Source organism: Comamonas sp. GB3 AK4-5, from assembly GCF_041320665.1.
In the GTDB taxonomy this organism is placed as follows: Bacteria; Pseudomonadota; Gammaproteobacteria; order Burkholderiales; family Burkholderiaceae_C; genus Comamonas.
Genome location: NZ_CP166730.1, coordinates 324,666 through 339,114, shown reverse-complemented (window position 1 = coordinate 339,114; position 14,449 = coordinate 324,666). Strand labels below are relative to the sequence as shown.

General features: G+C 61.9%; 12 protein-coding genes. 6 read left to right on the top strand and 6 right to left on the bottom strand.

Annotated elements, in window-relative coordinates; genetic code table 11:
• Window positions 1-27: 27 nt before the first annotated feature.
• The 3 genes from mreD to ACA027_RS01450 form a co-directional block, all read right to left on the bottom strand.
• Window positions 28-546 carry a rod shape-determining protein MreD gene (gene mreD / locus ACA027_RS01460; RefSeq protein WP_370680648.1) on the bottom strand — a complete coding sequence of 173 codons (519 nt, stop codon included), beginning with the start codon at window positions 544-546 and terminating at the stop codon, window positions 28-30.
• Window positions 543-1,553 (bottom strand): rod shape-determining protein MreC, encoded by a 1,011-nt coding sequence (mreC, locus tag ACA027_RS01455; protein ID WP_370680647.1) that lies wholly within the window; start codon window positions 1,551-1,553, stop codon window positions 543-545. Before mreC ends, mreD begins: the two co-directional genes overlap by 4 nt.
• Window positions 1,554-1,693: 140 nt before the next feature.
• Complete coding sequence (locus ACA027_RS01450; RefSeq protein ID WP_370680646.1) at window positions 1,694-2,737, bottom strand: rod shape-determining protein; 1,044 nt, start codon at window positions 2,735-2,737, stop codon at window positions 1,694-1,696.
• A 218-nt stretch (window positions 2,738-2,955) separates the two neighbouring features.
• On the opposite strand from ACA027_RS01450, the gene gatC reads away from it, so the two are divergent.
• The 6 genes from gatC to ACA027_RS01420 all read left to right on the top strand — a co-directional run bounded on the left by gatC (window position 2,956) and on the right by ACA027_RS01420 (window position 9,667).
• Complete coding sequence (gene gatC / locus ACA027_RS01445) at window positions 2,956-3,255, top strand: Asp-tRNA(Asn)/Glu-tRNA(Gln) amidotransferase subunit GatC (RefSeq protein ID WP_370682485.1); 300 nt, start codon at window positions 2,956-2,958, stop codon at window positions 3,253-3,255.
• Between the two features lie 20 nt (window positions 3,256-3,275).
• Window positions 3,276-4,778 carry an Asp-tRNA(Asn)/Glu-tRNA(Gln) amidotransferase subunit GatA gene (gene gatA, locus ACA027_RS01440; protein ID WP_370680645.1) on the top strand — a complete coding sequence of 501 codons (1,503 nt, stop codon included), beginning with the start codon at window positions 3,276-3,278 and terminating at the stop codon, window positions 4,776-4,778.
• Between the two features lie 116 nt (window positions 4,779-4,894).
• Window positions 4,895-6,352: an Asp-tRNA(Asn)/Glu-tRNA(Gln) amidotransferase subunit GatB gene (gatB, locus tag ACA027_RS01435; RefSeq protein ID WP_370680644.1), complete on the top strand. Its 1,458-nt coding sequence runs from the start codon at window positions 4,895-4,897 to the stop codon at window positions 6,350-6,352.
• Window positions 6,353-6,416: 64 nt separating this feature from the next.
• Window positions 6,417-7,394 (top strand): hypothetical protein, encoded by a 978-nt coding sequence (locus ACA027_RS01430; RefSeq protein WP_370680643.1) that lies wholly within the window; start codon window positions 6,417-6,419, stop codon window positions 7,392-7,394.
• A 223-nt stretch (window positions 7,395-7,617) separates the two neighbouring features.
• Window positions 7,618-8,481 (top strand): pyridoxal kinase PdxY, encoded by an 864-nt coding sequence (gene pdxY / locus ACA027_RS01425; RefSeq protein WP_370680642.1) that lies wholly within the window; start codon window positions 7,618-7,620, stop codon window positions 8,479-8,481.
• A 745-nt stretch (window positions 8,482-9,226) separates the two neighbouring features.
• Complete coding sequence (locus ACA027_RS01420; protein WP_370680641.1) at window positions 9,227-9,667, top strand: ribonuclease HI family protein; 441 nt, start codon at window positions 9,227-9,229, stop codon at window positions 9,665-9,667.
• Window positions 9,668-9,831: 164 nt separating this feature from the next.
• On the opposite strand, the gene ACA027_RS01415 is transcribed toward ACA027_RS01420, so the two are convergent.
• The 3 genes from ACA027_RS01415 to nirK all read right to left on the bottom strand — a co-directional run bounded on the left by ACA027_RS01415 (window position 9,832) and on the right by nirK (window position 14,436).
• Window positions 9,832-12,129 carry a nitric-oxide reductase large subunit gene (locus ACA027_RS01415; RefSeq protein ID WP_370680640.1) on the bottom strand — a complete coding sequence of 766 codons (2,298 nt, stop codon included), beginning with the start codon at window positions 12,127-12,129 and terminating at the stop codon, window positions 9,832-9,834.
• A gap of 141 nt (window positions 12,130-12,270) precedes the next feature.
• Complete coding sequence (ytfE, locus tag ACA027_RS01410) at window positions 12,271-12,948, bottom strand: iron-sulfur cluster repair protein YtfE (RefSeq protein WP_370680639.1); 678 nt, start codon at window positions 12,946-12,948, stop codon at window positions 12,271-12,273.
• Window positions 12,949-12,987: 39 nt separating this feature from the next.
• Entirely contained in the window at window positions 12,988-14,436 is a 1,449-nt protein-coding gene (nirK, locus tag ACA027_RS01405) for a copper-containing nitrite reductase (protein WP_370680638.1), read from the bottom strand.
• Between the last annotated feature and the right edge of the window lie 13 nt (window positions 14,437-14,449).

Sequence of the window (14,449 nt, the reverse complement as noted above, 5' to 3'; positions counted from 1 at the left end):
AATGCCTTACCCATGCCATGGCGTGTCTCACAACGGGCGGTTGCTGTCCCGGTCAGGGGGACGGCGTTGTGGCGCCAGCAGCATCCAGCTGGCCAGCGGCCACATCAGGGTTTCAATCAGCGGCGCCACCAGCACCAGGGGGCCGGGGAAGACTCCGCCCGCCACCATGCGCACCAGCACGGCCACGCTGTGGGCCAGCACGAACAGCGGCAACATATAGCCGACTTGGATCAGCACGTTAAACCACAGCAGGCGGCGGCTGGCCATGCGGCAGGCAAACATCATCAGCACATAGGACAGCGCATGCTGGCCCAGCAAGGCGGACTGGTGCACATCCATGCACAGGCCCAGCAAAAAGCCCAGCAGCATGCCCACGCGACCGGACTGGTGCACGCCCCAGAAGGCCAGCACCACCAGCAGCAGATCCGGCATCCAGACCCAGCCGCCCCAGGGCAGCATGTTCAAGGCCAGCGCAATGATGATGGACAGCGCGATGAACAGCGGGTTCACCGGCATCAGCAGTTCCTGACCACGCGGCATGATCATTGCGCACCCCCTTTGCGGCCTGCGGGCAGGCGCTCATCACTGTCTCTGCGGCCCGGCAGACGCACCTCGCTGGCGCGGCGGGTCACGGACTTGTCCTCGCGCTGCCGGTCCGCCGCCATATCGGGGGCGTGCGGGGTATCCGGCAAGACCTTGTCCATGGGGGTCAGCAGCATCACATGGCGCGCGCCCTGCAGCCGGGCCACCGGTTCGCAGTAGATGCGCGCAAACGCTGATTCGGCACGGCGCTCCACCTTGGCCACCTTGGCCACCGGCAGGCCCGAGGGGTAGACCCCGTCCACGCCGCTGGTGATGAGCAGATCGCCCTCTTTCACATCGGCATTGCTGGGCATGAAGCGCAGCTCTATGCCGTCGCTGCGCAATGCAGATGGGTCGCCATAGGCCACGCTGCGCTCGCCCGTGCGCTGGTTCAAAACGGGGATCGCCTGGTCGCGGTCCACCAGCAGGCGCACCTCGCTCAGAAAAGGCTGAACCCGCGTCACCTGGCCCAGCACGCCGCGCTCGTCGATCACGGGCGAGCCCGGCAGCACGCCGGCCACCTGGCCCTTGTCGATCACCACGCGGCGGGTATAGGGGTCGGGCGTGTCGTAAATCACCTGCGCGGCCTTGGCCGGCACGGTGACGCGGTCACGCAGGGTCAGCAGCTTGCGCAGCTGCTCGTTTTCCTTGAGCAACTGGTCGGACTGGGTGGCGCGCTGCGACATGGCAAGCATGGCCTGGCGCGCTTCCTGCGCCTCCTGCTGGGCGCCTTCCAGGTCCTGGAAATACTGCATGCCGCCGCCAAAAAAGCGCATGGGTTGCACCATGGCCCACTGCACCGGGTACAGGGCGGTGGAGACGGCCTGGCGCACAGGCTCGACCACATGGAAGCGGGCATCCGCCACCATCAGCCCCAGGGCCAGCACGCTGTAGAGCACCAGCTGCGATACGGGCGAGGCACCCTGCTTGAACATGGAGGGTGCGCTGCGTTCCAGCGTTCCCAGACTCATGTGCGGGCCTCCTGCAGGCGAGGGCCGGCCCATGCGGCGTCGGCAACGCCGCGCGCTGCAAAATCAAAGGCGCTCGAGCGGGTCATGGCAAAGAGAAAAAAAGAACGCCCCGGGCGAAGGCTGCGGGGCGGGGTCAGGGCTTATTCGCTGGTGAAGATGCTGCCCTGGCGGTCCATGGACTCCAGGGCCATGCCGCAACCACGCACCACACAGGTCAACGGCTCTTCGGCAACCAACACGGGCAGACCGGTTTCCTCGGCCAGCAGGCGATCCAGATCGCGCAGCAGGGCACCACCACCGGTGAGCATCATGCCGCGCTCGGCAATGTCGGCACCCAGCTCGGGCGGGGTCTGTTCCAGCGCGTTTTTCACGGCAGACACGATCTGGTTGAGCGGATCGGTCAGCGCCTCCAGCACTTCGTTGCTGGAAATGGTGAAGCTGCGCGGCACGCCTTCGGACAGATTGCGGCCCTTGACTTCGATTTCCTTGACTTCGGAGCCAGGGAAAGCGGAGCCAATTTGCTTTTTGATCAGCTCGGCCGTGGGCTCACCGATCAACATACCGTAGTTGCGGCGGATGTAGTTGATGATGGCTTCGTCAAACTTGTCACCACCGACGCGCACGCTGCCCTTGTAGACCATGCCGCCCAGCGAGATCACGCCCACTTCGGTCGTGCCGCCACCGATGTCCACCACCATGGAGCCCGAGGCTTCGGACACCGGCAGGCCGGCACCGATGCCGGCGGCCATGGGTTCTTCGATCAGGTAGACCATGGAGGCGCCAGCCGCTTCGGCCGCGTCCTTGATGGCGCGACGTTCCACCTGGGTGGAGCCGCAGGGCACGCAGATGATGATGCGCGGGTTGGGCGCCAGCACCGAGCGTGGATGCACCATCTTGATGAACTGCTTGATCATCTGCTCGGTGATCACAAAGTCGGCAATCACGCCGTCCTTCATGGGCCGAATGGCTTCGATGTTGCCGGGCACCTTGCCCAGCATGGCCTTGGCCTCGGCTCCAACGGCCTGGATCACCTTCTTGCCGTGCGGCCCGCCTTCATGGCGGATAGCGACTACAGAGGGTTCGTCCAGAACAATGCCCTTGTCACGGGCGAAGATCAGGGTGTTGGCGGTGCCAAGGTCAATGGCGAGGTCGGTGGAGAAGTACCGACGGAAGGCTCCGAACATTCAAATTCCTCTCAGGCACAGCATGCGCTTCGGCTTGCCATCGCCAGGATATGTATCTGCAGATCAAGGTAGAACGGGGTGTAGGCTCTTTTGCGTAATGACGCCTTTACAGATGTCATTACGGCAAAGCCGAGATAATACCGTATCCCCTGTGAATAACTTAAGTCCAGATGCAGTGCACCACTGCAATGCATCAGTTTTTTGATCCGCGTTTTTCTATGCCACTCACCTCACAAGACATCGACCGCATCGCCAATCTGGCGCGGCTTGCGCTTTCGCCCACCGAAAGCGAGCGCATGCTCACGCAACTCAACGGATTTTTCGGCATTGTCGAGAAAATGCAGGCTGTGGATACCTCCGGCATCCAGCCCCTGGCCCATCCGGTTGCAGCCATCCAAGACGTAAGCCTGCGCCTACGTGAAGATTTGGTAAGCGATTTCAATAACCGTGAAGCCAACATGCAGAACGCACCTGCGGCCGAGAAGGGTTATTTCCTGGTGCCCAAGGTCATCGAATAAACGCGCAAAGCCACAGAACCATGAGCAACACCGAACTGCACCACCTCGGCGTGGCCGAACTGGCCGCGCAACTGCGCACCCAGCAAGTCTCCGCCACCGAGGCCGCACAGCACTTTTTGGCCCGCGCCAAGCAGCACCAGAACCTGGGCGCCTTTGTCTCCATCAACGAAGACGTGACCCTGGCCCAGGCCAAGGCCGCCGACGCCCTGATCGCCGCTGGCAAGGGCGGCAAGCTGGCCGGCGTGCCCATTGCACACAAGGACATCTTCGTCACCCGCGACTTCCCCACCACCGCCGCCAGCAAGATGCTGGAGGGCTACCAGTCGCCTTTTGACGCCACCGTGGTTGCCAAGCTGGGGGGCTCCGAAGGTGGGGCCGGCATGGTCACCCTGGGCAAGCTGAATTGTGACGAATTCGCCATGGGCGGCGCCAACGAGAACTCGGCCATCGCCCCCGTGGGCTTTGACACGGCCCAGCCCGTACGCAACCCCTGGAACCTGGACCATGTGCCCGGAGGCTCCTCCGGTGGCTCGGCCGCCGCCGTCGCCGCGCGCTTGGCCCCGGCCGTGACCGGCACCGACACCGGTGGCTCCATTCGCCAGCCCGCATCGTTTTGCGGCATCACCGGCATCAAGCCCACCTACGGCCGCGCCAGCCGCTACGGCATGATCGCCTTCGCCTCCAGCCTGGACCAGGCCGGCCCCATGGCCCGCTCTGCCGAAGACTGCGCGCTCTTGCTGAGTGAGATGTGCGGCCCCGATCTGGACCGCGACTCCACCAGCCTGGATATGCCGGCCGAAGACTTCAGCGCCAAGCTGAATGATTCGATTGAAGGCCTGCGCATTGGCGTGCCCGCCGAATTCTTTGGCGAAGGCCTCTCCGCCGATGTGCGCACCGCCGTGGACGCCGCGCTCAAGGAATACGAAAAGCTGGGGGCAAAATTAGTGCCCGTCACGCTGCCGCGCACCGAGCTGTCCGTGCCCGTCTACTACATCCTGGCACCGGCCGAAGCCTCGTCCAATCTCTCGCGTTTTGACGGCGTCAAGTTCGGCCACCGCGCCAAGGACTTTGCCGACCTCAACGATATGTACAAGCAGACCCGCGCCCAAGGCTTTGGCGACGAGGTCAAGCGCCGCATCATGATGGGCGCCTATGTGCTGAGCGAAGGCTATTACGACGCCTACTACCTGCAGGCGCAAAAAATCCGCCGCATGATTGCCGACGACTTCCAGGCCGCCTTCAAGGACTGCGACGTCATCGCCGGCCCCGCAGCCCCCACCACGGCCTGGGCCATCGGTGGCAAGGCCGACCCGGTGAGCAACTACCTGGCCGACATCTTCACCCTGCCCGCATCGCTGGCCGGCCTGCCCGGCCTCTCGCTGCCCGCAGGCTTTGGCGATGCCGGCATGCCCGTGGGCCTGCAGCTGATCGGCAACTACTTTGCCGAAAGCCGTTTGCTGAACGCCGCACACCGCTTCCAGCAGGCCACCGACTTCCACCTGCAGCGCCCTACAGGCATCTAAAAAACAAGAGCTGGCTGTGCATGAGAAGCGCCACTTTCAATGACAAAACCTATTGAAAACCGCAGCACTCATGCACAGACAGCTCATCAAACAATAGCAGTGAGGAAACACAGAACATGACTGTGAAACTGATCAATGGCTACGAGGTCGTCATCGGCTTTGAGACCCACGCCCAGCTGGCCACCAACAGCAAGATCTTCAGCCGCGCCAGCACCGCCTTTGGCGCCGAGCCCAACACCCAGGCCAGCGCCGTGGACCTGGCCCTGCCCGGCACCCTGCCGGTGATGAACAAGACGGCCGTGGAATGCGCCATCAAGCTCGGCTTGTCGCTGGGCTCCACCATCGCGCCGCGCAGCATTTTTGCCCGCAAAAACTACTTCTACCCCGACCTGCCCAAGGGCTACCAAATCTCGCAGTTCGAGATCCCCGTGGTGCAAGGCGGTGAAGTCAGCTTCTATCTGGAAGAAGGCAAAGAGAACATCCTCAAGACCGTGCGCCTGGTGCGCGCCCACCTGGAGGAAGACGCCGGCAAGTCCGTGCACGACGAGTTCATCGGCCAGTCCGGCATCGACCTGAACCGCGCCGGCACGCCGCTGCTGGAAATCGTCACCGAGCCCGATATGCGCTCCACCGCCGAGGCCGTGGCCTACGCCAAGGAGCTGCACAAGATCGTCACCTGGATCGGCATCTGCGACGGCAATATGCAGGAAGGCTCTTTCCGCTGCGACGCCAACGTCTCCGTGCGCAAGCCCGGCCAGCCGCTGGGCACACGCCGCGAGATCAAGAACCTGAACTCGTTCCGCAACATGCAGATCGCCATCGATTACGAAATCCTCTGGCAAATCGAGCAGATTGAAGACGGCCACAAGATCCAGCAGGCCACGGTGCTGTTCAACCCCGACACCGGCGAAACCCGCGCCATGCGCACCAAGGAAGACGCGGCCGACTACCGCTACTTCCCCGACCCCGACCTGCCGCCCCTGGTCGTGGCCCCGGAGTGGGTGGAGCGCGTCAAGGCCGACATGCCCGAGCTGCCCCGCGCCATGGCCGCCCGCTTTGTGGAGCAGTACGCCCTGCCCGCGTACGACGCCACCACGCTGACCCAAAGTCAAGCCATGGCCGCCTACTTTGAAGACGCAGCCAAGGCCTGCGGCCAGCCCAAGCTGGCCAGCAACTGGGTGATGGGCGAAATCTCCCGCCGCCTGAACACCGAAGAAATCGGCATGGAGGCGGTCAAGGTGTCCAGCCAACAGCTGGCCGCCATGATTGCCCGCATCTCTGACGGCACCATCTCCAACAACGCTGCCCGCACCGTGTTTGAGGCGCTGTGGACCGGAGAGGGCTCCGACGTCGACGCCGTCATCGAGGCCAAGGGCCTGAAGCAAATGAACGACACCGGCGCGCTGGAAAAGATCATCGACGAGGTCATCGCCGCCAACCCCGGCAACGTGGAGCAATACCGCGCGGGCAAGGACAAGGCATTTAACGCCCTAGTCGGCCAGGTGATGAAGGCTTCCAAGGGAAAAGCAAATCCTGGGCAGGTGAATGAAGTGTTGAAGGCGAAGTTGGCGTAACCACTTGTTACCCACTACAATAAACCCGCCCATCAAGGCGGGTTTATTCATTTTCGGAGAACTGATGATCCCTATTGTCGATCCAAAGAAAAATTATTGGGTAATTCGTGCTGACGGTGGATTTTATTTCAATAATTTTATTAAGAGTGGTTTTGTTGCCCTCTCTCATATTGATGATCTCGAAATTACTAGTGATCAGATATCAGAAAATACTCTAAATATTATTTCTTTGCACCTGCCTTATTCTGCAAAAACTAGCCGACAAAACCAAGTTTATCGTTTCATTGATAAGATAAAAATAAATGACTGGGTTATTACAATCGGCAAAAAAGAAATTGCCATTGGAATAGTAAAAAGCGATCCCTTTCTTGATGGAAGTGGATTTGAAGCAAAAAAATATCTTTTAGGCCTTCGGCGCAAAGTTGAATGGGGAACAACAATCAAAAGAAATGAGATTCCATATGATTTACAAGTCGGCTTGAAGTGCAATCAAAGCCTATTTAACATCACCAAATATCATGAATCTCTTTACCATACGCTCTTCCCATTCTTTGTTAAAGGATCTAAGGTACATACTTCTTTAAAGATAAAAGCCCAATCGAATATAAAAACAAAAGACATCATCCAATTATTCGAGCTTATAGACGGAATCGATGAATTCTGCCAAAAGTTGCTAAATCGCAAGCAAAATGAGTCCACGCCTTCATTTGTCAAAGCACAATTCAAATCCCCCGGTGACATTTGGGCAATTTACAATGATATAAAAACCAATGTACCCAGTGAAGTATTTTGGTTCATTGGTACATATGTTGCAATATTTGGCAATAAGCTAATTGGTTTCGATGGAATTATCGACAAAGAAAGCAAGCAAAAAATATTAGATTTTGCCATTTCTCATTTGGAAAAGAAAAAAACCAAAGACTCTATCCAGAATCTGCAGATATCATTTCCTGAATCAGATATATATTCAAAGCTTCCAAATTCTGAAAAATTAAGAATTGAACCAATATTAATAGCAAAAGACGATAGCAAGATTCAATAATATAGATCCACGCTTCTTTTAAAAAACAAGCAAGCGCACGGTCAGAATAAATAAAGGGGAAATCGGCTACTGGATGCACGAGAGCAACACACTTAATATGCATTTTCAAAGACCAGAGGGATCCTCGCTTTTATACTAAGCTTGCAAACCCTGTTGGAGCCATGCTCCAACGCATCTCCCAGGCCCCACAGAGCGGCCTCCCAGCCCAGGCATTGCGCACGCCATGAACATCCTCTCCATCCAATCCCATGTCTCTTACGGCCATGTCGGCAATGCCGCCGCGGTGTTTCCGCTGCAGCGCCTGGGGCATGAGGTGTGGCCTGTGTACACCGTCAACTTCTCCAACCACACGGGTTACGGGCAATGGGGCGGCTCGGCCATTCCGGCCAGCGAGGTCATCGCCATCGTAGATGGCATGGAAAAGCGCGGCGCGCTGGCGCAGGTGGATGTGGTGCTCAGCGGCTACCAGGGCGGCGCCGATATCGCCGATGCCATTCTGGCCACCGTGGCCCGCGTGAAGGCGCTCAACCCCCAAGCCACCTACACCTGCGACCCGGTGATGGGCAATGCCAAATCCGGCTGTTTTGTGAACCCCGCTATTCCCCAGCTGCTGCGCGAGCGCGTGGTGCCTGCGGCCGACTTGGTGACGCCGAATCAGTTTGAGCTGGGCTATCTGACGGGCATGGAGGTCAGCGATCTGCCCAGCACCTTGGCGGCGGTGGACGCCGTGATGGCCATGGGCCCACGCGCCGTGCTGGTGACCAGCGTCTTCCAGCCCGATGCGCCCGCCGACACCATCGCCATGCTGGCGGTGGACGCCACCGGCGCCTGGCTGGTGAGCACGCCCCGCTTTCCCGGCAAGGTCAACGGCTCGGGCGATGTGACGGCGGCCCTGTTCACCGCCCACTACAGCCAACACTTTGGCGCGGCGGGTTCCGCCAAGACCGCGCTGGAGCGCACCACGGCCAGCATGTTTGAGCTGCTGCAGCGCACCCATGATGCAGGCCAGTCTGAGCTGCAGCTGGTGCAGGCGCAGGAGAGCTATGTGCAGCCGGGCGTGCACTTTGCGGCGCGGCAAGTGCGTTGAGCTTGTTTCTGCGTACAGCTCTCAAAAAAAGTGAGCAGTCTTTGCTGCTGGGGTATGCGTTAGAGGCCGCTTTCCTCTGAATAAACACTGTGAAGAGGCGTTGTTCCGAGGCCGGGTCTCGCCCCGGCGGGCGGAGTGACGAAGCAGCAGGTAGCACCTTCGCGGTGAGCCCCCATCCCAACCTTCCCCCGACAGGGGAAGGTGCAATACCGGCCTGGGTCCGGCGCACAGCGCTCGCAAGGCAGGTATCCGGTCCCCGCTTTCCCCTTCTGCCTATGGCTCGGCGCGCAGAGCCCAGGGCGGGCAGCTGTGCCGCAAGACACAGCTGCTTCGTGGTCAAGCTTGCCGCAGCATGTGTGAGCGCAGCGGCCATGCCGCGCAACGAGTTCTGCGGCGCCGCCCTGGGATCGAGCACCGAGCTTGCCCGCAGCGAAGCCCAGGGACATGGGCAGCAGGGGCGGTTTCTTTTGCTTCCGTTTTCTTGAGCGTTCAAGAAAATGAAGTCGCCCGCCGGGGCGAGACCCGGCCTCGGAAAACAAATCCACAACAACATCCAACACAGCCCAGAGAAAAGAATTTTTCAAAACAAGCGCTGAACCGCCACCCTCACCCCAACCCTCTCCCGCCAGCGGGCGAGGGAGTCATAGAACACCAGCCTGGGCTGCAAGAAATGAGGCCATCATGCTGAAAAGCTTTTTTCAGCGGCGAGCCACACACCCCACCCGCCATGGTTAAGCTCCCCCCCATGCAATCCCCCCTCTGGACCGTCTACATCGACGGCAGCGCCTTCCCCAACCCCGGCCGCATGCGCATAGGCGGCGTGGCCCATGGGCCTGATGGTGCCGAGCACAAATTCAGCCTGGCCCTGCCCCATACCGGTTGCAACAACGAGGCCGAGGCCAAGGCCGCCATCCATGCGCTGCAGTGGCTGCACAGCCAACAGGCGCAGCAGGTGCTACTCTATACCGACAGCAGCATCCTGGCCGAGCAACTGAGCCAGGCCCAGCCCAGGCCCATTGCCCGGCTGCACCCCATTTACGAACAGGCCCGCGCCCTGCTGCCGCTGTTTGCGGCGGTGAAGGTGCAATGGATACCGCGCCACAAAAACGGCGTGGCCGATGCGCTGGCGCGGGGGGATGAGTCCGCCACAGGGCTGCCGCAGGCGGTAGACACCGCCCCGCACTGACCGGCCTCCACTACCCAAACAGAAGCTGTCTACGCATATGCAGCCTGCATAAAACGCCGTTTTGGCTGCATATCGCCCACCTGAGCCCCACGCAAAAAAGCCACGGCATATGCCGTGGCCTTGGGATGTGGCCGTTCTGGCCCAACGGCCAGGACGGGCAGGGTTTAGGCGCGTGCCGGCTTGGCCGCCACCGCCGTCTGCGGCTTGCGAGCGGCCGGGCTCAACAGGCCAATCACCACCTGCCAGCTCAGCGCCATCGCACCGACGATGAAGACCACGTCGCCAAAGGTGCGCACCCAGCGCAGCTGTTGCAGCAGCGGCTGCTGCATAAACTCCTCGCTGCGGGCCCACCACATGCCTTCGCTGACGCTGGCATAGAACTGGATGATGCCAATGGGCAGCAGGCTGGTGGCAATCATCAACACCAGGCCGATGTTCAAGCCCCAGAAGCCGGTCTGCATCAAGCGTTGGCTGAACACCAGCTGCGGGCGCACATAGTGCAGCACCAGCAGGGTGAAGCCCAGGGCCAGGAAGCCATAGACACCGAACAGGGCCGCGTGGGCGTGCACCGGCGTGGTGTTCAGGCCCTGGATGTAGTAGAGCGAGATCGGCGGGTTGATCATGAAACCGAACACGCCGGCGCCCAGCATGTTCCAGAAGGCCACGGCCACAAAGCAGGCCAGCGGCCATTGCAGCTGGGCCATCCACGGCGCGCGGGTCTTGAGGCGGGCATGCTCCCAGGCCTCGTGGCCCAGCACAATCAGCGGCACCACTTCCAGCGCGCTAAAGGCTGCGCCCACGGCCATCACCGGGGTGGTGGTGCCGGCAAAGTAGAGGTGGTGAAAGGTGCCGGGAATGCCACCCAGCAGGAACAGCGAGGCCGAGGCCAGACTGGCCGAGGTGGCCATGCGGCGCGAGACCAGGCCCATGCTGGAGAAGATAAAGGCCAGGGCCGTAGTGGCAAAGACTTCAAAGAAGCCCTCCACCCACAGGTGCACCACCCACCAGCGCCAGTACTCCATCACCGACAGGCTGGTGCGCTCGCCATAGAACAGGCCGGCGCCGTAGAACAGGCCGATGGCACCCACCGAGGCGGTGAGCAGGGCCAGCAGGTTTTTGTCTTCCTTTTGCGCCGCATTGCTGCGTGCCAACAGGGCCGGCAGCACGCCGCGCAGCATCAGCACCAGCCACAGCAAGATGCCCACCCATTTCAGAATCTGCCAGATGCGGCCCAGGTCCACATACTCATAGCCCTGGTGGCCCAGCCAGAAGCTCCACTCGGGCGGCAACTTGTGCGCGATCGCCAGGTAGTTGCCTACAAACGAGCCCACGCAGACAAAGACCAGGGCCCAGAACAGCACATCTACGCCCAGCTTTTGAAAGCGGGGGTCCTTGCCGCCGTTGATGATGGGCGCCAGAAACAGGCCCAGGGCCAGAAAGCCGGTGGCGATCCAGAACAGCGCGCTCTGGATATGCCAGGTGCGGGTCAGCGCATAGGGGAACCACTGCGACACATCGACGCCATAGAACTGCTGGCCCTCCACCGTGTAGTGGGCGGTAAAGCCGCCGATAAAGACCTGAAAGCAAAACAGCGCCACCACCAGAAACAGGTATTTGCCCAGAGCCTGCTGCGAAGCGGTGAGGGCAAAGCGCGTGAGCGGATCGCGCTCGGGCGCGGGGGGCTCTGGCTCGTCATGGCGGCGCAGAAAGGACCAGCCCCAGACCAGAAAGCCCACGCCGGCCAGCAACACCACCACGCTGACAATCGACCAGACCACGTTCTCGCTGCTGGGGCGGTTGTCAATCAAGGGCTCGTGCGGCCAGTTGTTGGTGTAGGTGACCTGGCTGCCAGGGCGCTCGGTGGCGGCGGCCCAGGCCGTCCAGAAGAAGAAATGCGTGAGCTGCTGACGGCGCTCGGCGCTGGGCAGCGTGTCTTCTTTCATGGCAAAGCTCTCGCGGCTGGAACGCAACGCCGGGTCGGCCGAGAACAGGCTGTCGTAGTACGCCGCGGTCTGGGCCACGGCCTGGATGCGGCGCTCGCTCAGCTGCAGGCGGTTGGCGCCATCCACCTGGTTGCCACGGTATTCAGCCTGCAGCGCGGCGCGCAGCGCGGCCTGGTCCACCCGGTTCAGCTGGGCATAGGGCTGGCCATGGCGCTGCTGTGCGCCCAGCTCCAGCCAGGCCATCAGCTCGCGGTGCAGCCAGTCGGCCGTCCAGTCCGGTGCCTGGTAGGCGCCATGGCCCCAGACGGAACCCAGCTGCATGCCACCCACAGACTGCCAGGCGGTCTGGCCGTCGAGGATGTCATCCTGGGTGAACAGGGTCTTGCCCTGCCCATTCACCACCTGGGTGGGAATGGGCGGGGCGCTGCGGTAAATGTCCACGCCCAGATAACCCAGCAGCGAGAACATGACGATGCACAGGCCTATCAGCGCAAACCAATGCTTTTTGTACGGTCCCATGGGGCGTACTCCTTAAAAAAATGGGGCGTCGTGCTGCGCTCTATGCCCACGGCCCCCCACCGGGAACGGCCAGCAAGGGCCGCCCCGCAGCAAAGGCCGCCGTCCCCCTTTCAGGAGGAAGGCGCGCAGCGACTCAGGGGGTTAATGGACTTTCGCTGGCGCAAAGCGCTCGAACAGCAGGTTGTTTTCCAGGTGGATGTGGGCGATCAGGTCGTCATGAAAGGCCTGCAGCCCGCTGTACAGCACGCGCCAGGTGGTGCAGGCGCCGCGTGGGGGCGTGATCTGGTCGGTCAGCGCCAGAAGCCGGCGCAGCGATTCGCCATGCTCCTCATGCTCGCCGCGCATCACATGGATGGGCATGCCGCCCAGGGCGCCCTGGCCGCGCGCTATCAGCGGGAAGAGCACCGCCTCCTCCTTCTTCATATGGCTTTCCAGCTCCTGGGCCATGGCCGCCAGGTGGTCGGCCAGGCCGACGGGGCAGTCTTCACGGTCGCCATGCACCTGCTCCACGCGGCGGGCCAGGCGGATCAGCTCGGGCAGCTGCTCGCGGTGCACGGCGTGGTAGCGGGCCAGGATATGGTCCACCAGTGCGGTGTCGCTGGCCTGGCTCCAGTCCGGGCCTTGCAGCGGCTCGCCGCGCTCGCGCAGGGTTTGCAGTTCGGCGGCAATCGACTCGCCATTCACACCGGCCGCAGCGGCGGCCGTGCGCAAGCTGCGGTTGCCGGCGCAGCAAAAATCGAACTGGTAGCGGTTGAAGATGCCGGTGGCACCGGGAATGCTGCGGGCCAGCTGGCCCAGGGATTGGTCCATCAAGGTCATGGGACGCTCCTGTACAAGTCTCAAAGAGGGGGTGGATGGTTAAAGCTTGCTGGGCTTGTAGACGCCGGGCTCTCCTTCGCCCGTGACCTCCAGCACACCCACGGCGCCCTTGCCGGTGCGCGACAGCGCGTGGTCCACCAGCAGATAGCTGCCGGGGTGCTGGACCTTGAGCTCGACGATGGTGGCGCCGCCGGGAGCGACCAGGGTGGTCTGCACATTGGTCTTGACGGTGTTGAGCGCAGCCTCGCTGTAGACCTTGTCGAAGATCTCGCCGATGACGTGGAAGGACGAGACCTTGTTGGGCCCACCCACGCCGAAGTAGATGCGCACCGTCTCGCCCACCTTGGCCTGGAGCTTGTGGGTCTTGGTCAGCGCACCGACGGCGCCGTTGAAGACGTAGTAGTCGGGCAGCTCGTTGGCCATCTTGTCCAGGTCGGGCTCCTGGTGGACCTTGGCGCCTATGGGGCGGTGGGTGTACATATCCGCCTGCATGACGTAGTACTCGCGGTCCACCTTGCTCAGGCCTTCCTCGGGCTCGATCAGAATCATTCCGTACATGCCGGCGGCAATGTGCTGGGGCACCAAGGGCGTGGCGCAGTGGTAGACGAACAGGCCCGAATTCAGCGCCTTGAAGGTGATGGTTTTTTCCTGGCCGGGCGCCACCTGAGTGTGTTCACCACCGCCATGGCCGCCGGTGACGGCATGCAGGTCGATGGAGTGAATGGCCTTGCTGCTCTTGTCATTGGCCAACGTCAGCTCGATGGTGTCGCCCACACGGGCGCGCAGCATGGGGCCGGGCACCTGGCGGTCAAAGGTCCAGTAGGTGAAGCTGGTGCCGTCGTCCAGCTTGCCGGCCAGCTCCACGGTTTCCATGCGCAGCTTTTGCACCTGGGGCGCACGCGGGCCTATGGCGGGAGGCACCTTGGCCGGGTCGGCCACCACACTGACCGCGGTGGGGTCGGCGCTGCGCTGCGGCACGGGCGCTGGCGTGTACAGGGCCAGCGCCGGATCGGGAGCAGCAGGTGCCGCAGGGGCTGCCGCACTGGCCTGGCCGGTGACCTTGATCAGGCCCTGCATGCCGATCTGGCGGTGGCCGGGAATGGAGCAGTAGTAGTTGAACTCGCCCGGCTGCGTGAGCTGAAAGCGCAGGCGCTGCGGCCCGGTTTCGGCATTGAACTTGGGCGAAGCGACTTTCAGCTCGTCCACCACGAAATCATGCTCGGCGCCCTCTCCGCTGCTGAGCGTGATCTCCACGGTGTCGCCCACCTGGGCCTGGATGTCGGGGTTGACGCGGCCCTTGGCGTCGACATAGACCATTTTGCCGTCGACGATGTTGGTGTGCAGCTCCAGGCGCACGAGCTTGGCGGCGGGCGCCTGGGTCGCAGTCGCAGCAGCGCTGTGGCCGGCATGCTGCGCCAGGGCAGCGGGGGACAGGGCCAGCGCGCACAGCGCAGCGGCCAACGGAGCAAGAGGATGGATGCGTTTCATACGAGGCTTTCTT